Here is a 20,342-nt window from a genome sequence, read left to right on the forward strand (position 1 = left end):
AGAGCGAGCGATGGTGATTCTCGACGGTGGCATGGGCCGCGAACTGCAGCGCAGCGGTGCGCCGTTCCGCCAGCCAGAGTGGTCTGCACTGGCGTTGACCGAGGCGCCGGAAGCGGTGGTGGGGGTGCATGCGGCGTTCATTGCCGCAGGTGCTCAGGTCATCACCAGCAACAGCTATGCGGTCGTCCCCTTCCACATTGGTGAAGCGCGCTTTGCCGAAGAAGGCCGGCAGTTGGCCAATGTTGCCGGTCAATTGGCCCGCCACGCAGCCGACACCGGCCCGCACCCGGTGAGGGTGGCCGGTTCGCTGCCGCCGTTGTTCGGCTCCTACCGTCCCGACCTGTTCCAGCCTGAGCGCGTCGAGGAAGTCTTGCGGCCGCTGCTTGAGGGTCTGGCGCCACATGTTGACCTGTGGCTTGCCGAAACCCAGAGCGCGATCGCTGAGGTCCGCGCCATACGTGCCCACCTGCCCGAGGACGGTCGCCCGTTCTGGGTGTCCTTCACCTTGCAGGACGAAGACGTCGATACGGTGCCGCGCCTGCGCTCCGGTGAGCCGGTGGCCGATGCCGTGCAGGCGGTGATCGAGCTCGGCGCAGCGGCGGTGCTGTTCAACTGCAGCCAGCCAGAAGTGATCGGCGCGGCCATCGATGTCGCCCGTTCGGTCATCGACCAGCAAGGTGGCGAAGTCGCCATCGGTGCCTATGCCAACGCCTTCCCACCCCAGCCCAAGGAAGCCACCGCCAACGACGGGCTGGATGAACTGCGCGAAGACCTGGACCCACCGGGCTACCTGGCCTGGGCCAAGGACTGGCGCGCACGCGGCGCCAGCATGGTAGGTGGCTGCTGCGGCATTGGCCCTGAGCACATTGCCGAGCTTAAACAGCGTCTCGGCTAACGGGTCCCGGGCATCGACAAGGCAAGCGAAGCGTTTAAGTTTGGGAAATGCTGGAACTGACGGTAAGGTTTGAGCATCTTCCATTCATCATGCGCCACGGGCAGTCCTGTTCTGACTGCCCAACCATGGAGCGCTACGCTGAACGTCAGAAGGAGCAATGCCTATGCCCGAAGAACAACAACGCAGGAGCACCATCAACCCACCTGTCTTTTTCACCAGTGCCGTATTGATTCTTTTATTGGTGCTATACGCCACCCTGTTTCAGGAGCATGCCCAAGGCGTGTTCGAAGCGGTTCAGCAATGGATAATTACCAATGCGAGCTGGTTCTACATTCTCTCTGTCGCCTTGATATTGATCAGCGTGGTCTTCCTCGCCATCAGCCGGTATGGCGATATCAAGCTCGGGCCTGACCATAGCGAGCCGGATTATCCCAACAAGAGCTGGTTCGCCATGCTCTTCTCTGCCGGCATGGGCATCGGCCTGATGTTCTTCGGCGTGGCCGAGCCGGTCATGCACTTCATCAACCCCCCTGTGGGCGACCCCAACACCGTTGCCGCCGCCCGTGAAGCCATGAACATCACGTTCTTCCATTGGGGGCTGCATGCATGGGCCATCTACGCCATGGTGGCGTTGATCCTGGCCTACTTCAGTTTCCGCAACGGCCTGCCGCTGACGCTGCGATCAGCGCTGTATCCCCTGATCGGTGAGCGCATCTACGGACCCATCGGCCACGCCGTAGATATCTTCGCCATCCTGGGTACGGTCTTCGGTGTCGCGACATCGCTGGGCTACGGCGTGCTGCAGATCAACAGCGGCCTGAACCAGTTGTTCGACCTGCCTATCAACACGACTGTCCAGGTTATCCTCATTGCCGTGACCTGTACCCTGGCCACGCTTTCGGTAGCCAGCGGGCTCGATAAGGGCGTTCGTATTCTGTCCGAGGTCAACCTTGGGCTGGCCGCCATACTGATGCTGTTCGTGCTCGCCGTAGGGCCGACGGTGTTTCTGCTGCAAGCGTATGTGCAGAACACCGGCGCGTACCTGTCTGACATCGTCAACAAGACCTTCAACCTCTTCGCCTACGAACCCACCGACTGGATCGGTGGCTGGACGCTGCTCTACTGGGGCTGGTGGCTTTCCTGGTCGCCCTTTGTCGGGTTGTTCATTGCACGCATCTCGCGTGGCCGGACCATTCGTGAGTTCGTCTGCGGCGTGCTGTTCGTGCCTGCCGGCTTCACCCTGCTGTGGATGACGGTATTCGGCGACTCGGCCATCCACATGATCCTGCATGGGGGTGTCAAGGAACTTGCGGCGGTGGTGGACAAGGACAGTTCATTGGCTCTGTTTGCGTTCCTTGAACAATTCCCTTGGTCAACGGCCATTTCCATGGTGGCCGTGCTGATGGTGGTGGTGTTCTTCGTCACCTCCGCCGACTCGGGTGCGTTGGTCGTCGACATGCTGGCCTCGACCGGCAAGGGGCAATCGCCGCTGTGGCAACGCGTGTTCTGGTCGATCACGACCGGCGCGGTGGCCATTGCCCTGCTGTTGGCCAATGGGCTGAAGGCGTTGCAGGCTGCCACCATCGCCAGTGCCTTACCCTTTGCGATCATCCTGCTGGTGGCCATGTGGGGGCTGTTCAAGGCACTAGGGATGGACGCCACACGCCGCGGCCTACGCACACAGGCGCTACCTGGCCAGCGTCAGCACCGGCAGAACCACGGCGGCTGGCAGCGCCGCCTGCGCAACATCGCCATGATGCCGCGTCGCGCTCACGTCACCCGGTTCATTGGTGAGGTGGTCAAGCCAGCGTGCGAGGAGGTCGCCCAGGAGCTGCGCAAGCAGGGCTATGACGTCACTGTCGATGAACGTGAAGATGGCCGCGTTGCATTGGAACTGTCCCACGCCGGCGAAGGCCGTTTCCGGTACGAGGTGCGCCCGCGAGCGTTCAATACCCCAAGCTTCGTGTTGCGCGAAACCGACGACAGCAATGACTCACGCAAGTATTTCCGTGCGGAGGTGTACCTGCGCCAGGGCGGGCAGGACTACGACGTCATGGGCTGGAGCCGTGAAGACGTGATCGGCGACATCCTCGACCAGTACGAGCGCCACCTGCACTACCTGCACGTGGTCAGCTGAGCCCGCCTACGTGCGGGCGACCACTGGAATCGCCCGCACGTACACCAGCTCGCAGATCAGCTCGATCATTGTCTGCGTGATCACCGCCGCTGCTGCCAGCGTTCGTATCTGCTCTGGCAAGGCCAGCGCCAACGGCAACACCACCAACGAATTGCGCGTCGAAGCACTGAACATCACGGCGCGCTTTTGTTGTACAGGCAAGCCCATCAGTCGTGCCGTCGCCCAGCCAATCACCGGTGCCAAAAGCGCAAAGCCCAGGTATACCGGCACCACGGGCAGCAGTTGATCCAGCGCCTGCAACACGATGCCGATCTGCGAAGCGATCACCACGAACAACACGAGTGCCATCGCTGGCACGGGCATCCAGGCCCAGGCGTCTTTCCAGCGACTGACCCGCTTTGATTTGGCCACGTGCGCACTGGTAAGCACCGCCAAGGCCAACGGCACGACGATCATCAGCACGAACGCCTGCACAAAAGGCCCGAGCGCCAGGCTTATGTGCTCGCCGTCTTCAAACATGAGCGCCAGGTAAAGCGGCAGCAGCACCAGCTGCAGCAGCAACAGCACGGGTGTGGCGGCCAGCATGAGCCGTGCATCGCCCTTGCCCATGTGCGTGAACACCACCACGTAGTCGATGCAGGGCGCCAGCAGGACCAGCAAGGCGCCGATCAGCAAGGCCGGGTGGCCTGTCAGCCCACGGGTCAACGCCCACGCCAGGACGGGCACCAGCACGAAGTTGGCCAGGAGCAAGGCAGTCATGAAGCGCCGATTGGCCAGGCTCGCGCGCAAGTGCAGAAAGGGTATCTGCAGGAACATGGCGTACATCAGCACGGCAATGGCTGGCGTGATCAGTGCTTCCAGATCAGGGGCAGCACCTGCATCGGCTACAAGGCCGAAGGCGATGGCTGCCAGCACGGTGGCGAAATAAAGGGGTGTCTGCCGGGTTTCGAGTTGGTCTCTGGTCAAGAACGTACCTGTTTGGAAAAGGCGCAGCGCTGCAGTGCGATGCGGCATTCGTCTACTGCCTTGTTAGCATCGCAGTCAGGGTCGAGCAGTGGTCTGAACGCTACGTTGCAATTGTTCCCGGCCCATGCACCAGTAAGCGTACAGACAAAGAGTGCGCTTTGTGATTCATCGCCGACGTTCAGGGACGAACCCAGAGGCTATGCCGATGTGCGCTAGGGGACTAACCGGAATGGGTCCAAACGCAGGATACAAAAAAGCCCGGCACCTAGCTGTAATGCTTTTACTTGAAATTGTTGGGGCCGCTGCGCGGCCCATCGCGGCACGAGGCCGCTCCTACAAGTACCCGCTAACCGATCAGCTCAGTGGTCACACGGTCAGTGTAGGAGCGGCCTTGCGCCGCGATGGGCCGCACAGCGGCCCCAACGATCTTAAGTGAAAAGCATTACGGCACCTGGCCGGGCTTTCCAGTTAGCGATCAGCGATCAGTTGCCGTACACCGGCAGCTTTTTGCAGATGGCTTTGACCTTCTCGCGCACGGCGTCGATCACCGCTTGGTTGTTCAGGTCGGCGAGGATGTCGCAGATCCAGCCAGCCAGCTCGCGGCACTCTGCTTCCTTGAAACCGCGAGTGGTCACGGCCGGGGTGCCGAAACGCAGGCCCGAGGTGACGAACGGGGAGCGTGGGTCGTTCGGGACCGAGTTCTTGTTGACGGTGATGAACGCCTTGCCCAAGGCCGCGTCAGCGTCCTTGCCCGAGATGTCCTGCTTGATCAGAGACAGCAGGAACAGGTGGTTTTCGGTACCACCGGATACCACATCGAAGCCACGCTCGATGAAGACGCTGGCCATGGCCTGGGCGTTTTTCACCACTTGCTGCTGATAGGCCTTGAACTCTGGCTGCAAAGCTTCCTTGAAGCAGATGGCCTTGGCTGCAATCACGTGCTCCAGCGGGCCACCCTGGGCGCCTGGGAAGACCGCAGAATTGAGCTTCTTCTCGATCTCTTCGTTCTTGCGCGCCAGGATCAGGCCGCCGCGCGGGCCGCGCAGGGTCTTGTGCGTGGTGGTGGTGACGACGTCGGCGAAGGGAACCGGGTTAGGGTAGACGCCAGCGGCTACCAGGCCCGCCACGTGCGCCATGTCGACGAACAGGTAGGCACCGACCTTGTCGGCGATGGCGCGGAAGCGGGCGAAGTCCAGTACCTGGGAGTACGCCGAGAAACCGGCAACGATCATTTTCGGCTTGTGCTCGACTGCCAGGCGCTCGACTTCGTCGTAGTCGATCAGGCCATTGCCGTCGATGCCGTACTGAACGGCGTTGTACAGCTTGCCCGACGAGCTGACCGAAGCACCGTGGGTCAGGTGACCACCATGGGCCAGGCTCATGCCCAGGATGGTGTCACCAGCCGACAGCAGGGCCAGGTAGACAGCGGCGTTGGCCTGGGAGCCGGCGTGCGGCTGGACGTTGGCGTAGTCGGCACCGAACAGTTGCTTGGCGCGGTCGATGGCCAGTTGCTCGACCACGTCGACGTATTCGCAGCCACCATAGTAGCGCTTGCCTGGATAGCCTTCGGCGTACTTGTTGGTCAGTACCGAACCCTGGGCTTCCATGACGGCCGGGCTGGTGTAGTTTTCCGAGGCGATCAGCTCGATATGCTCTTCCTGGCGCAGGGCTTCTTGCTGCATGGCTTCGAAGAGCTCGGCGTCGTACTTGGCAATGGTCAAATCACGGCTGAACATGGCGGTCCTCAAGGATCGGGGGTGAAGTGGGTGGGCATTCTACCCCATTGATCCGCCGCTGGCATATGAAGTGGCATCAAGTCGCGGACCAGTGGGGCTCATGTTGCATCCCGCGCCGTTGCTGGGCTCGGCGGGCATTCGAGTTGACTTTCAGGTCCGGTTTTGACGCTGCCTGCGCATGCCGCAGGACCAGGGGTGAGCAGGCCCGCTGCCGTTTGAGCGGCAGTGCGAAGACAGGGTCAAGGGCGGCTCAATTGAACATGAACAACGTCTCATTGGCGAACTGCGCCTCGAACTGATGCGCCGGCATCGGTCGTCCGAACAGGTAGCCCTGTACTTCGTCGCAGCCGTGCTCACGCAGGAACTCAAGTTGCTCATGGGTTTCGACGCCTTCGGCGATGACCGCCAGGTTCAAGCTGTGGGCCATGGCGATGATAGCCCTGGCGATCTGCGCATCCTGCTCACCTTCGGGCAAGCCGTCGACGAAGGTACGGTCGATCTTCAACACATCGATCGGGAACTGCTTGAGGTAGTTGAGCGAAGAATAACCGGTCCCGAAATCGTCCACCGCAATGCTCAGGCCCAGGTTCTTGAGGCTGGCCAGAATCTGCAGCGCTTCGTTCACTTCGCGCATCAGGATGCTTTCGGTCAGCTCAAGCTCAAGACACGCCGGTGGCAGGCCGCTTTCTTCCAGAATGTTGGCGATCCGCGTACCCAGCTGACCATCGGAAAACTGGCGCGCGGAGATGTTGACCGACACTTTCGGCACACGCACCTTGGCCTTGTGCCAGGCCTTCAGCTGACGGCTGGCTTCGCGCAGCACCCAATCACCGACGTCCACCACCAGGCCCAGTTCTTCGATCACGGGAATGAAGTCGCCCGGTGGCACCAGGCCGCGGGTGGGGTGCCGCCAGCGCAGCAGTGCCTCGGCACCGGTCAGGCGCTTGCCGTCGCCGCTAAATTGCGGCTGGTAATACAGAATGAATTCGTTCTGCTCCATGGCATGGCGCAGGTCACTTTCCAGTTCCAGACGCTCCAGGGCGCTGGCGTTCATCTCGGCCTGGTAGAACTGGAAGTTGTTTTTGCCGCGCTCTTTGGCGTGATACATGGCGGTGTCGGCGTTCTTCATCAATTGGCTCAACTCGCCGCCATCCTGCGGGCTGAGTGCGATGCCGATGCTGGCCGTGACGAAGAACTCGCGGTTCTCCAGCACGAACGGCTTGACCAGGCTGCCGAGGATGTTTTCGGCCACGTGAATGGCGCGGTTCAACGCCAGCTCGCGGGTAGGCCGGGGCTGTAGCAGCAGCGTGAATTCATCGCCGCCCATGCGCGCGACCGTATCGTCCTCGTCTACGCAAGCCAGCAAGCGCAGCGCCATGTCCTTGAGCATGCGATCGCCCGCGGCATGGCCAAGGGAGTCGTTGATAGGCTTGAAACGGTCCAGGTCCAGGAACATCAACACCACCCAGGCCTTCTGCCGCTCGGCCTGCTGCAGGGCGTTGTAGAGCCGGTCCTGGAACAACGTACGGTTGGGCAGGTGCGTGAGGGCGTCGTAGTAGGCCAGGCGGTGAATGCGCTGTTCGCTGGCCTTGCGCTCGCTGATGTCGGTAAAGAAGCACACGTAGCTGGCCAGGTCGCCTTCATCGTCCAGCACGGCAGTGATGCCTACCCAGGCCGGGTAGTGATCGCCATCGCGGCGCTTGAGCCACACCTCGCCCTCCCAGCTGCCACGCTGGTTGAGCTGCTTGAGGATGTAGCGCAGGTGCGCCTGCTGCTGGTCGTTCATGACCAGCATGCTCGGCAATTGGTCCAGCACCTCGCTGACCGCGTAGCCGCTGACCCGGCTGAATGCCTCGTTGGCCTGCACGATGTAGCCGGCAGGGTCGGTGATCAGTATGGCCGAGGTCGAGTGCTCGAAAACCGTCGCGGCCATGCGCAAGTCTTTCTCTGCACGGCGCTGCTGGCTGATATCGCGACCTACTCCCAGTACACCCTCGAAACGCTGGTCGTCATCCCAGACCAGTACCAGGCGCAACTCGATGGGGATCTTGCGGCCGTCGGCGCGCAGGCAGTCGAACAGGAACAGCTGGGTCGGCAGCTGGCCACGCAGTTCGGCCAGTTGAGCCGGGTCGTCCATCGCCTTGCTTACCCGCTCCATCAACCCGTAGATGCCCGTGAGCTGGGCGGGGTTGGCGATGATCGAATGCCAACCGTTGGCGAAGATCCAGTCGGCGTGATAGCCCAGCACGCTTTGCACCGAGGGGCTTACGTAGTCGAGCTTGAGCTGGCTGTCGGTGGAGAAGATCACGTCACTGATGCTTTCGGCCAGCATCCGATAGCGCTGTTCGCTGTCGCGCAGCGACTCGCTCGCCTCGATCTGTACGGTCACGTCCTTGCCTACACCGATGATGCGCGTCACCCGGCCGTCGGCGTCACGCGCCAGCACTTGCTCACGTATGTCGTAGCAGCGCCAGTTGCCATCATGGTGCCGGAAACGAAGCTGGCAGTGCAGCGGCAAGTCGTGGCCGTTGTCGAGCTGCTGTTGGCGCAGGTCCTGGTAATGCGCGGCGTCTTCGGGGTGCAGCAGCAGCTCCCAGAAGCGGTCGCCCATGCGGGCCAGTTCCGTGCGGTCATACCCCAGTGTCTGGCCCAGGTGGCGGTTGCTGAAGATCATCCGCTGGCTGTGGATATCCTGGACGTAGAGCTGATCCGGTACGGTACGCACCACGTCCGACCAGAACCGCTCGCGCTCGAGCAACGACAGCTCTACCTTCTTGCGGCTGGTGATGTCGCTGATGCTGAGGATCACGGCCTGGTAGTTGCGGCGCAATTGCGGCAGGCGCGCTGTGAGCCACAAGTGCAGTGCGTCGCCATGCGCAGCAGGCAGGCGCACCTCGAGCTCCAGGGACGGGCGTTGGTCGATCAAGGCTTCGAGCAGCTGCATGCCAACGCTGTCCTGGCCGTCACCGCTGTCGTCGATCAGGCGCTGCCAGGCTTGCTGGTGGTCTTCGATTTGGAGCAGCTGGCGCGCTACCTGGTTGATTTCGGTGATCTTCAATTGCGCCAGGAGCGAGCGGCGCAGGTGAGGGTCCAGCATCAGGCTGTGCTTGAGCGCGGCGCGGTTGCGCACGTGATAGCGGTCCAGTTGGCCGGGCAAACTGGACAGGTCCAGCACGCACAGGGCCACACCTGTGCCTTCGAAGATCTCCTGATAACGCCTGCGGTCTTCCTGCAAGGCCCGCTGCCGGCGGCGCATGTTGACCAGCGCCAGTACTGGGAGCAGGGCGCAGAACAGCACCAGCAGGCATTTGCCTATCAAGGCAGGCAGCAGGTCATTGCGCGCCCGGTCAGCGTCGAACAGGCCGCGCAGTTGCCAGGCACTGTTGTCGATGAACGCCAGCATGACGCTCTGCAAGGGCGCGTCGGGGCGCTCGGAGGCCAGGTCGCGTTGCAGCACCTCGCCTGTACGGCTGTTTTCCAGCAGCCATAGCAGATGGTCAGCTTCGTGCAGATGGCCGGTAAGCGCGCGGTAATAATCAGGCGACAAGCGCAGTAGCCAATGGCCTTGGCCTGGTGATTGGCTCAGCAGCAGGTACACGCTGGCGTTGCTGGGCGCATTGGTAAAGAAATAGGGCCGCTCCTGGTTGAGCCTCAGCACCTCACCGATGACTGCGTGGTCGTCGCTGGCAGGTGCACTGTCGGCAACGATCTGCCCGGCATCGTCTAGCCAGACCACGCTGCGCAGCGCAGGCACTCGCTCGCGCAGCGTGATCACCAGGGGCCCAGCTGCCGATGCCGCCACGGTTGGGTAGGGCTGGAGCAGGTTGATCGCCTGCTGCGCCTTGAGTGCCATGTTCAGACCCAGGTGGTCCGCCAGCTCGGTCGTGTCTTCCAGGCGCTTGTTGCGCAGTTCGGCCTGGGTCAGGCTGAACTGCGCGAATAGCTGCCATAGCAGCAGCCCGAGCAGAATCAAGGCGAGCAATGCCAGCGCACCCTTGATCGACCCGCGCAGGCTGGCAGCGGGCGCCTTGGACACGCTACGCGATGACGGCGGTGGAGTGAGTGTGATCAAGCGTCGATCCTGCGATGGGCCTGGCGATGGCAGGGAGGGGTCGGGCATGGCGTATGCTTTTTTTATGAGGTAACCGATGCGCGGTGGCGCACTATAAGCCGACCACTCGAAACCGGCTAGCATGCCTCGCATTATGGCAAAGTGCCAGTGCCATTCATGCTTCCGACCGCCCGTATTCGGCAAGCGCATGCCTGCTGTGCGAGAATGCCGCCCGCTTTACATGACAATGCCTGGGAGATGTTCGGTTTTGGTTACTCATTTTTCCATCAATGGCCTCGATTCCGCCTGTGGGCGCAGCAGTCAGACCCTTGTCAGCTCTGCCGTGACCGAGGACGTGTCCTGCAAATCGTGCCAGCGCTCACTGGCCAAGCCCGAGGCGGCCACTTCTACCAAAAGCAAGGCGCCGTCGCTGGCCGAGCTGCGCAAGTCTGCCAAGGCACCTGCCCCAGCTGCAGTCGTTTGCGCCGCCCCACCTGCGCCGACGGCGGCATCGGTCACGTCCGGCACCTCTGATAACCGTGTCGCCGCTGCGCAGCCTGCGCGCTCGGGCGGGTTTTGCGTCAAGTCCGCCTGGGCGGCGCGCCTGGCCGAGCAAGGCGACCGTTGCCGACTGCCACGGGGCAAGGTGCGCCAGCGTCACGTCTGAGCAAGGGCTGCTCGCCAGGCGCGGCCACAGGGCCTGGTCGCTGCTACCGGACGACCGTTCCATGCCTGCACCGCAGGCAGATCCAGGCGTGTACAGCGCCGTGATGCCGGCGCGTTCTTGCGCTCGGCGGCTCCTATCAAATACTGCGCGTTGGCGTAGAATGGTCCACTTTGTTCAACGACACCCGACCCCTGGCCGACCCGCTGGGGCGATCGTCGATGTCTTTACCTATCTGAATTAGAGGGCTTGGTTTTGGCTCAATACGTCTACACCATGCATCGGCTGAGCAAGGTCGTGCCGCCGAAGCGGGAAATCCTGAAGAACATTTCCCTGTCGTTCTTCCCTGGCGCCAAGATCGGCGTGCTGGGCCTCAACGGCGCGGGTAAATCGACGCTGCTGCGGATCATGGCGGGCGTCGACAAGGAATTCGACGGCGAAGCCCGTCCGATGCCTGACATCAACGTGGGCTACCTGCCCCAGGAGCCTCAGCTGGACCCGAGCAAGTCGGTCCGTGAGGTGGTCGAGGAAGCCGTCAGCGTCATCAAGGACGCCCAGGCGCGCCTTGACGAGGTCTACGCGGCCTACGCCGAGCCGGACGCCGACTTCGACAAGCTGGCCGCCGAGCAGGCCAAGCTCGAATCCATCCTGCAGGCCGCCGACGGGCACAACCTGGAGCGCCAGCTGGACGTTGCCGCCGACGCGCTGCGCCTGCCGGCTTGGGATGCACGCATCGAGCACCTCTCCGGTGGCGAAAAGCGCCGTGTCGCCCTGTGCCGTCTGCTGCTGTCGGCCCCCGACATGCTGCTGCTCGACGAACCGACCAACCACCTGGACGCTGACTCGGTCGCCTGGCTCGAGCGCTTCCTGCACGACTTCCCCGGTACTGTGGTGGCCATTACCCACGACCGTTACTTCCTCGACAACGTCGCAGGCTGGATCCTGGAACTCGACCGCGGCGCTGGTATTCCTTATGAAGGTAACTATTCGGGCTGGCTGGAAGCCAAGTCCGACCGTCTGGCCCAGGAATCCAAGCAGCAAAGCGCCCATGAAAAGGCCATGAAGGAAGAACTGGAGTGGGTGCGCAAAGGCGCCAAGGCTCGCCAGTCCAAATCCAAGGCACGTCTGCAGCGTTTCGAAGAACTGCAGTCGCAGGAATTCCAGAAGCGCAGCGAAACCAACGAGATCTACATCCCGGCCGGTCCGCGCCTGGGCGACAAGGTCATCGAATTCAAGAACGTGACCAAGGGTTATGGCGACCGCGTCCTGATCGACAACCTGTCCTTCGCCATGCCCAAGGGTGCAATCGTGGGCGTGATCGGGGGTAACGGTGCCGGTAAATCCACCCTGTTCCGCATGCTCATGGGCAAGGAGCAACCGGATTCGGGCAGCATCGAGATCGGTGAAACCGTGCAACTGGCTTGTGTCGACCAGAGCCGCGAGGACCTGGACGGTGCCAAGACCGTGTTCCAGCAGATTTCCGACGGCTCGGACATGATCCGTATCGGCAACTACGAAATCCCGTCGCGTACCTACGTGGGCCGCTTCAACTTCAAAGGTGGCGACCAGCAGAAGTTCGTCAAGGACCTCTCGGGCGGTGAACGTGGCCGTCTGCACCTGGCGCTGACCTTGAAAGAAGGCGGCAACGTCCTGCTGCTCGACGAACCGTCCAACGACCTGGACGTCGAAACCTTGCGTTCCCTGGAAGAGGCACTGTTGGACTTCCCCGGCGCCGCCATCGTGATTTCCCACGACCGTTGGTTCCTGGACCGCGTCGCGACTCACATCCTGGCGTACGAGGACGACTCGAACGTGGTGTTCTTCGAAGGCAACTACACTGAGTACGAAGCCGATCGCAAGAAGCGCCTGGGCGACGCCGCTGCACAGCCGCACCGTGTGCGGCACAAGAAGCTGGCGCAATAAGCCAGATCTTGCTGCACAGAAATGGGGCCCTCAGGGGCCCCATTTTCGTGCGTCCAGCACAACTTGGCACGATCCTCTCGGCAGGTCGTGAGGGCCTACGGCAGGCCTTCTATCGTCTTGTATCTCACGCGTGTTGTTTGAACGATCGCCCCCATCTTTCCCGAAGGTTTGTATACATTTACATAAAACGCACCAAATTATTTCAATAAAACGACATTTCGCCCTGTTGCAGGGCAATTGCTTCTTGGTACATTCGGGAAAAACCAATAAGTCCAATCCTCTTGGTGAGATGTCTACCATGATCGAATCCGTCGACAATTTCCTTGCACGCCTGCAACAGCGGGACCCTGGCCAACCGGAGTTTCACCAGGCTGTCGAAGAGGTGCTGCGCACCTTGTGGCCCTTTCTGGAAGCCAACCCGCACTACCTGCAAGCGGGCATTCTCGAGCGTATGGTCGAGCCTGAGCGTGCAGTGCTGTTCCGGGTGTCGTGGGTGGACGATCAGGGCAAGGTCCAGGTCAATCGCGGTTACCGTATCCAGATGAACAGCGCCATTGGCCCTTACAAGGGCGGCCTGCGCTTCCATCCTTCGGTGAACCTCAGTGTTCTGAAATTCCTGGCATTCGAACAGGTCTTCAAGAATTCCCTGACCTCACTGCCCATGGGCGGTGGCAAGGGTGGGTCTGACTTCGATCCCAAGGGCAAGAGCGACGCCGAAGTGATGCGCTTCTGCCAGGCCTTCATGAGCGAGTTGTACCGTCACATCGGCGCCGACTGCGATGTACCGGCCGGGGATATCGGGGTAGGCGCCCGCGAGATTGGGTACATGTTCGGTCAGTACAAGCGTCTGGCCAACCAGTTCACCTCCGTGCTGACCGGTAAGGGCATGACCTATGGCGGTAGCCTGATTCGTCCGGAGGCCACGGGCTATGGCTGTGTGTATTTTGCCGAGGAGATGCTCAAGCGCCAGGGCCAGCGCATCGACGGTCGTCGCGTGGCGATCTCGGGTTCGGGCAACGTCGCGCAGTATGCGGCGCGCAAGGTCATGGACCTGGGGGGCAAGGTGATCTCGCTGTCCGATTCCGAAGGCACGTTGTACGCCGAAGCGGGCCTCACCGACACGCAGTGGGAAGCGGTGATGACCCTCAAGAACGTCAAGCGCGGCCGCATCAGCGAGCTGGCCGGGGAGTTCGGCCTGGAGTTCCGCAAGGGCCAGACGCCGTGGAGCCTGGCCTGCGACATCGCGCTGCCATGCGCGACGCAGAACGAACTGGACATCGAGGATGCCAAGGCGCTGTTGGCCAACGGCTGTATCTGCGTCGCAGAAGGCGCCAACATGCCAACGACTCTGGCGGCTGTGGACATCTTCCTCGAGGCGGGCATCCTCTATGCGCCCGGCAAGGCATCCAACGCCGGCGGCGTTGCGGTGTCGGGCCTGGAAATGTCGCAGAACGCCATGCGCTTGCTGTGGACTGCCGGCGAAGTGGACAGCAAGCTGCATGGCATCATGCAGTCGATCCACCACGCCTGCGTTCACTTTGGTGAGCAGGCCGATGGTCGGGTCAACTATGTGAAAGGGGCCAACATTGCAGGCTTCGTGAAGGTGGCTGATGCAATGCTGGCCCAGGGGGTCGTCTGATTGGGTGAGGCTTCGCAGCCCATCGCCGGTGACAGGGGCATTGGCCTCGCCGGGCCGACTGCGGTGGGCTATTGGCCCGCCGCTTCGATCTCGATGATCTCGATGGCCTGTTCACCGACAGGCCGGCGCCATGTCACTTCATCTCCAGGGGCTGCACCCAGCAAGGCCCTGCCCAGGGGGGATCCCCAGTTGATCAGGCCACGTGCCGCGTCAGCCTCATCTTCACCAACCAGACACACCAGGTGTTCCTGGTCCTGATCATCGATGAACCTGACGCGGCTGCCTATCTGCACTTTTTCGGTGGACAAGGCTGGTGGCACCACTTGGGCACTTTGCACTCTGGTGGCGAAATACCGCAGATCCCGCTCGACTTCGGCCAACCGCTGTTTGTCGGCACGCTCGCCTTGGGCCTGCAATTCACTGCGCAACGTATTGAGTTCGGTCAGCCGCCGTTGCAGCTGGCGCAGGCCGTTGGCGGTGACGTAATTGGGCTGGTCGCTGACGCGCCGCTCGACCGGTTGGTCGGCCTGGGCGGCGGCCTGGTCTTCGTTGACGAATGCTCGGCTCATGAGGGCCTCCTTGTGCAGAAGACCATCATGGCAGGGGCGGGGTTTCAAGCGATGTCCAGCTGCGACACCTTCAGCGCCAGGCGCGGGCGGCGCCGCGGTCTTTCTCCTGCTGCCACTGACGGTCCCGGTCGTCCCAGAAACGCTCGTGGTAGCGCTGCTGTTCGGCGCGCTCCTGCATGGCCTGGCATTGGCGAAAGCCATCATCCCAGCCAGACTCGTACTGCCGTTCTTGAAGATAGCGCGGCACGTTCTTGCGAAAATCACCTGCTGGTACACCCGCGGCCTGACGGCCGCTGCTGCATCCGTCCTCGAAGCCATCGGCGTAGGCAGGGGGATACCCCTGCCCAAGCATCTGTTCGTGAGCTGTTTCGCACCCCGACAGCAGCATCGCCACGCACAGACCCAACCAGAACCGCCCCATAGACCTTGCCCTCATGCCGTCCAGGTAAAGTCTAGAAGGCCAGTTGTGGGCGTGCTGTCAAAACCGTGTCAAAGACTAATTGAGGCGGACCACAGGCCGCAGTTGCGCTGTAAACATGAACACTTTCGCAACAAACCAGCCCATCAATAGTGATACCACTTCACTTCCAGCATGACCTCGTTCTGCGCCGTGGACAGGTGGCTGAACTGTCGCGCGGCACTCAGGCGCAGCCCCAGGTTCTGGCTGATTTCCCACTGCTGGTTCAGGCTGACGCTTCGGCGCACCTCGCCATTGGTGAAGTAATCACCCTTGGCCTCCAGCGTCATGTTGCCAAGCCCATTGCGCCACAGCAGCCCGCCATTGAAACCTGCGGCAGGCGCGATGAATTGCGCGAAGTCGTTGTGGTGTTCTACACGGACCGTGCCCAGTGCAAAGCCCAGCAGGTCATCACCCAGCTGCCAGGTGCCACCGGCGCCACCATTGACGTGGCTCACCAGCACCTCGTCATCATGTTTGCCCGGTACTCGCTCAAGACCGCCGGCCACTTGCCACGACCAAGGCTTGAGCAGTTCGTTGCGCGGTGTCAGCGAACGGATGGTCGCCAGGTCCAGGCGTTGCACTTGCCAGTCATTGCCTTCGTACTGACGCACTTTCAGTTGCAGGATCTCGATCTGCGCCCCTAGTGGGAAGCCGTAGGCGTTGTCGTTGAGATCATGGTAAGCCATGCGCAGGCCATACTCGGCATAGGCGCGGTCTTCTCGAGTGCCCACACCCAATTGCCAGGTCCGCGAGTCATGGCCGTCCTCGGGCAAGCCCGGGCGCTCGATGGCCAACGGCGGTGGCGGGTTGGTGTTGATCGCGCGTAGCAATTCGAAACTGCGCTTGGCTTGGCCGGGGTCACGTTCCTGGCCGTTGGCTCGGTAGCGCTCAAGGCGGTAGGCGGCGTCTTGTATCAAGGCCTGCCGCTCGCGGGGCAGTGCCTTGAATGCGTGGCTTTGCAATTGCGCCGTGTCGGCGCTTACAGCCAGCACCTGGCGTTTCTCGTCATGGTCCAGTGGCTCAGCACGCGCCAGCAGTTCGCGTTCGCGCGATGGCCGGTAGATCTCACTGGCGACCAAGCCCGATTGCTTCACCGCCTTCACGGTGTCGGTCGGTATGGCGGTCAACGGGAACTGCGAGGTCAGGTCCAGGCCTGGCCGAGCCACCTGCAGCAACTCCAGCAGGCGATAGGAGCAGTTCTCGTCGAAGAAGAAGTAGTCGAACTGAATCTGTTTCAGTTCCCAGACGTGCTCGACCATGCGGCCAGTTTCTTCTGGCGTGAGGTCCAGCTGGTATTCCCACAGGTCGCGGTTTTCCAGGCTGCGGTATTCCGACAGTTTCTCCTGGTAGGGCATCAGCGCGAACAGCCCGGGATAGCCACCGGCCAGCCCTTTCCAGGCATACAGAATGCTGTTGTCGCTGCCTTCGATGTACGCGCCGAAGTTGATCGCATAGCTGAGCAGCGTGGTGTCGTCACTGCGGGTAGTGGACTGGTCGATGCGCAGCAGCGTGTGTCCGAACATCGAAGAGGGGCTGTTCAGGTAGGCAGCCGGGAAGATCAACGCGGCGCTGTGCGGGTCGATCGACTTGTACCAGGTCTTGAATTCCTGGCACTGGGGTTGCGGCAAATCCTGTAGGCCAAGTTGCTCTTTCAGCCAGCGTGTACGGGCCGGGAATACACATTGGGCGTGCTTGTCGCCCAGGCTTGCCGGGGCATACAGCGCCTGCACCGTCGCCTTCAGCTCACGGTCCGGGTGGTGTGCGCCATCCTGGGCAAGGAAGAAGGCGTCATCGTCCACGTAGCTGCGCCAGCCACCGAGTTTGCCGGTTTCGTAATGGCCCAAAGCAATCCAGTAGGGGGTACTGGCCAACTGCTGGAGACGGCCTTGATCCAGCATCGGCGCAGCATGAACAGGGGCGCAGAGCAACAGCGCCAGAGAGGCAAGGCGTTTGAGCATATCGGGCAACTACTTCCAGACGATGCCGAAGAAAGAGAGACCCGCCCCGGAACCGGGGCGGGAAACGCGCGTTTAGGCTTCGGTAGCGTACTTGGCCAGGCGTGGGTCGTTCTTCAGAACGGCCAGGGTGTTGCTGTGCACGGTTTCAGCATTGACGTCGGCGCTGCTGAAGATCTGGTTGAAGTGGTCGTGGGTAACCGATGCGAAGTGCGCACGGTCTTCCGGCGCCACGCCCAGTACCACGGCGTAGGTGGTCAGTGCTTCACCCTGACCCATGGCCATGTCTTCGGAAAGCTCGTTCATCATGCCGTTCATGGCAAACCACGATTTGCCGCCGTAGGTCAGTGCAGACTTGGTGGAGCAGCCGTTGGTGCCGGAGGTCATGCCGAAAGTGGCGTTACCGGAAGTGCCGTTGGTGGTGGAAGCCAGGAAGTGTGCCGGAGTGCCGCGCTGGCCTTCGAACAGCATGTTGCCCCAGCCGCAGTTCGGGCCGCCTGGCGCGTCGGCCATGGCGTTGAGCGAAGCGACGGTGAACAGAGTACCCAGAAGAATCCGTTTCATAGCATTTATTCTCTATTTGACTTAAACCAAGGGTCAGGTTTCTGGCAACTCGGGTGCCAGGTCGGGAAAGCATTTCACCCACCCGCGCAAGTTGGAGTTTAGGCATGTTCTAAAGGTTGCGTTACTGATTGCGAAAAATTTGCTTGTACAAGACACCGTCGCACCTGCGACATAAATCCCCAGGAGCCTTGCAACCCGCGCGCAGGCAGCGCCAGAATGCTGCGTATCTGCCCCGCCGAAGTAAGGAAACCCAATGCCCGATCCTGTCGCTGCGCGCTTGCGTCTTGCGCCTGAAGCCCTCACCCGGCGTTTCTCTCCCGAGCAGTTTGCTTTCACCAACACGGACGATCTGGAGCCGTTCCGCGGCGTACTGGGCCAGGAGCGTGCTGTCGAGGCCCTGCAATTCGGCGTGGCCATGCCGCGCCCCGGCTACAACGTATACGTCATGGGCGAGCCCGGTACCGGCCGCTTCTCGTTCGTCAAACGCTACCTCAAGGCCGAGGGCAAGCGTCAGCAGACCCCATCCGATTGGCTGTACGTCAATCACTTCGACGACACCCGCGAGCCGCGAGCCCTGGAATTGCCATCGGGCAGTGCCGGGGACTTCATCGCCGACATGAACGGATTGATCGACAACTTGCTGGCGACGTTCCCGGCCGTGTTCGAGCACCCCTCGTACCAGCAGAAAAAAGGCGCCATCGACCGCGCCTTCAACCAGCGCTACGACCGCGCCCTGGATGTGATCGAGCGCGCTTCGCTGGAAAAGGACGTGGCCCTGTACCGCGATGCCAGCAACGTGGCCTTCACGCCGATGGCAGACGGCAAGGCTCTGGATGAGGCTGAGTTTGCCCAGTTGCCTGAGCACGTGCGGGAACAGTTTCACGAAGACATCGCCCTGCTCGAGGAGCGTTTGAACGAAGAGCTGGCCAGCCTCCCGCAATGGAAGCGTGAATCGAACAACCAGTTGCGTCAGCTCAACGAAGAAACCATCACCCTGGCGCTTGAGCCTTTGCTGGCACCGTTGTCGGAAAAGTACGCCGAAAACGCTGCCGTATGTGCCTACCTGCAATCGGTGCAACTGAACCTGTTGCGCACGGTGGTCGAGCAACTGGTCGAAGACAGCAAGACTGACGCCGTGGCGCGCAAGATGCTCGAAGAGCAATACGCACCCAGCCTGGTCGTGGGCCATCATCATGACGGCGGGGCGCCGGTGGTGTTCGAGCCGCATCCGACCTACGACAACCTGTTCGGTCGCATCGAGTACAGCACCGACCAGGGCGCGCTCTACACCTCCTACCGGCAGTTGCGTCCAGGGGCCTTGCACCGGGCCAACGGCGGCTTCCTGATCCTGGAAGCCGAGAAGATGCTGGGCGAGCCCTTCGTCTGGGATGCGCTCAAACGCGCGTTGCAATCGCGCAAGCTCAAGATGGAATCCCCCCTGGGCGAGCTGGGCCGGGTGGCAACCGTCAGCCTCACCCCGCAGGTAATTGCGCTCAACGTGAAGCTGGTGATCATCGGCTCGCGTCAGCTGTATTACGCGCTGCAGGACCACGACCCGGACTTCCAGGAGATGTTCAGGGTGCTGGTGGATTTCGACGAAGACATGCCCATGGTCGACGAGAACCTGGAGCAGTTCGCCCAACTGCTGCGCACCCGTACCAACGAGGAGGGCATGGCGCCCTTGACCAGCGACGCGGTAGCCCGGCTGGCCACCTACAGTGCTCGCCTGGCTGAAAACCAGGCGCGGCTCTCGGCCCGGATCGGCGATCTGTTCCAGCTGGTCAGCGAGGCCGACTTCATCCGTCAGCTGGCCAACGACGAAATGACCGATGCTGGCCATATCGAACGTGCACTCAAGGCCAAGGCGACGCGCACCGGGCGGGTCTCGCAGCGGGTGCTGGACGACATGCTGGCCGGCATCATCCTGATCGACACCCAGGGCGCGGCCATCGGCAAGTGCAACGGGCTGACCGTGCTGGAGGTGGGCGACTCGGCATTCGGCATGCCCGCGCGTATCTCGGCCACCGTGTACCCGGGCGGCAGCGGTATCGTCGACATCGAGCGCGAGGTCAACCTGGGCCAGCCCATCCACTCCAAGGGGGTGATGATCCTGACCGGCTACCTGGGCAGTCGCTACGCCCAGGAATTCCCGCTGGCGATCTCGGCCAGCATCGCTCTGGAGCAATCCTACGGTTACGTGGACGGCGACAGCGCCTCGCTGGGTGAGGCCTGCACGTTGATCTCGGCCCTCTCGCGCACCCCGCTCAAGCAGTGCTTTGCGATCACCGGTTCCATCAACCAGTTCGGAGAAGTGCAGGCGGTTGGTGGTGTGAACGAGAAGATCGAAGGTTTTTTCAGGCTCTGCGAAGCCCGTGGCCTGACCGGTGAGCAGGGGGTGATCATCCCGCGTGCCAACGTGGCCACGCTCATGCTCGACGAACGGGTGCTGCAGGCGGTTGAGAGCGGCACTTTCCACGTGTATGCGGTCAGCCAGGCGGATGAGGCATTGAGCCTGCTGGTAGGTGAGGAGGCGGGTGTACCTGACGAGAAAGGGCAGTTTACCGAAGGCAGCGTCAATGCGCGCGTGGTCGAACGGCTGCGCGAGATTGCCGAGATGATCAGCGAGGAAGACATCGAAAAGGCGGAGAAGGAGCGTCTCGAAGAGGTAATTGCGCAAGCTAAACCTGCTTGAGTCAATAAACCGGCGCTGGCGGCCAATGGCTACCGTTCGGCGCCGGTTTTCCATCTTTTGCTGGCGCTCTTCTATGCTGAACCAAGGACGC

At 61.9% G+C, this 20,342-nt stretch carries 13 protein-coding genes; 6 read left to right on the plus strand and 7 right to left on the minus strand.

Annotation, left to right across the window (positions count from 1 at the left end):
• Positions 1–10: 10 nt before the first annotated feature.
• Both FS767_RS18325 and FS767_RS18330 read left to right on the plus strand, forming a co-directional pair.
• Positions 11–895, plus strand: a complete 885-nt coding sequence (locus FS767_RS18325) for a homocysteine S-methyltransferase family protein (protein WP_178102749.1) — start codon at positions 11–13, stop codon at positions 893–895.
• Between the two features lie 163 nt (positions 896–1,058).
• Positions 1,059–3,032: a choline BCCT transporter BetT gene (locus tag FS767_RS18330; protein ID WP_144967267.1), complete on the plus strand. Its 1,974-nt coding sequence runs from the start codon at positions 1,059–1,061 to the stop codon at positions 3,030–3,032.
• A gap of 6 nt (positions 3,033–3,038) precedes the next feature.
• On the opposite strand, the gene FS767_RS18335 is transcribed toward FS767_RS18330, so the two are convergent.
• The 3 genes from FS767_RS18335 to FS767_RS18345 all read right to left on the minus strand — a co-directional run bounded on the left by FS767_RS18335 (position 3,039) and on the right by FS767_RS18345 (position 9,854).
• Positions 3,039–3,998, minus strand: a complete 960-nt coding sequence (locus FS767_RS18335; protein WP_144967269.1) for an arsenic resistance protein — start codon at positions 3,996–3,998, stop codon at positions 3,039–3,041.
• A 482-nt stretch (positions 3,999–4,480) separates the two neighbouring features.
• Positions 4,481–5,734 (minus strand): serine hydroxymethyltransferase, encoded by a 1,254-nt coding sequence (gene glyA, locus FS767_RS18340; protein WP_144967271.1) that lies wholly within the window; start codon positions 5,732–5,734, stop codon positions 4,481–4,483.
• Between the two features lie 250 nt (positions 5,735–5,984).
• Positions 5,985–9,854: a bifunctional diguanylate cyclase/phosphodiesterase gene (locus tag FS767_RS18345; RefSeq protein ID WP_144967273.1), complete on the minus strand. Its 3,870-nt coding sequence runs from the start codon at positions 9,852–9,854 to the stop codon at positions 5,985–5,987.
• Positions 9,855–10,053: 199 nt separating this feature from the next.
• Between FS767_RS18345 and FS767_RS18350 the strand changes: the two genes are divergently transcribed.
• The 3 genes from FS767_RS18350 (at position 10,054) to gdhA (ending at position 14,011) form a co-directional block, all read left to right on the plus strand.
• A complete protein-coding gene (locus FS767_RS18350) occupies positions 10,054–10,452 on the plus strand; it encodes a hypothetical protein (protein WP_144967275.1) in 399 nt (132 codons plus the stop codon).
• A gap of 252 nt (positions 10,453–10,704) precedes the next feature.
• On the plus strand, positions 10,705–12,372 hold the full coding sequence (ettA, locus tag FS767_RS18355) for an energy-dependent translational throttle protein EttA (RefSeq protein ID WP_023533201.1): 1,668 nt from the start codon (positions 10,705–10,707) through the stop codon (positions 12,370–12,372).
• Positions 12,373–12,670: 298 nt separating this feature from the next.
• Positions 12,671–14,011, plus strand: coding sequence for an NADP-specific glutamate dehydrogenase (gene gdhA / locus FS767_RS18360; protein ID WP_144967277.1), 1,341 nt, complete (start codon positions 12,671–12,673; stop codon positions 14,009–14,011).
• A 68-nt stretch (positions 14,012–14,079) separates the two neighbouring features.
• On the opposite strand, the gene FS767_RS18365 is transcribed toward gdhA, so the two are convergent.
• From FS767_RS18365 to FS767_RS18380, 4 genes are all read right to left on the minus strand, one after another.
• The gene (locus FS767_RS18365) at positions 14,080–14,580 is read right to left on the minus strand and encodes a GreA/GreB family elongation factor (RefSeq protein WP_144967279.1); all 501 of its coding nucleotides are present in this window, start codon (positions 14,578–14,580) and stop codon (positions 14,080–14,082) included.
• Between the two features lie 70 nt (positions 14,581–14,650).
• Positions 14,651–15,001, minus strand: a complete 351-nt coding sequence (locus FS767_RS18370; protein ID WP_144967281.1) for a hypothetical protein — start codon at positions 14,999–15,001, stop codon at positions 14,651–14,653.
• Positions 15,002–15,144: 143 nt separating this feature from the next.
• Entirely contained in the window at positions 15,145–16,998 is a 1,854-nt protein-coding gene (locus FS767_RS18375; RefSeq protein WP_144967283.1) for a DUF4105 domain-containing protein, read from the minus strand.
• A gap of 72 nt (positions 16,999–17,070) precedes the next feature.
• A complete protein-coding gene (locus tag FS767_RS18380) occupies positions 17,071–17,559 on the minus strand; it encodes a DUF3015 domain-containing protein (RefSeq protein ID WP_023533283.1) in 489 nt (162 codons plus the stop codon).
• 253 nt (positions 17,560–17,812) lie between these two features.
• On the opposite strand from FS767_RS18380, the gene FS767_RS18385 reads away from it, so the two are divergent.
• The gene (locus tag FS767_RS18385; RefSeq protein WP_058603100.1) at positions 17,813–20,251 is read left to right on the plus strand and encodes a Lon protease family protein; all 2,439 of its coding nucleotides are present in this window, start codon (positions 17,813–17,815) and stop codon (positions 20,249–20,251) included.
• The last annotated feature ends 91 nt before the right edge of the window (positions 20,252–20,342 follow it).

It is taken from the genome of Pseudomonas sp. DE0010, assembly GCF_007680745.1.
Taxonomy (GTDB): Bacteria; Pseudomonadota; Gammaproteobacteria; order Pseudomonadales; family Pseudomonadaceae; genus Aquipseudomonas; species Aquipseudomonas parafulva_B.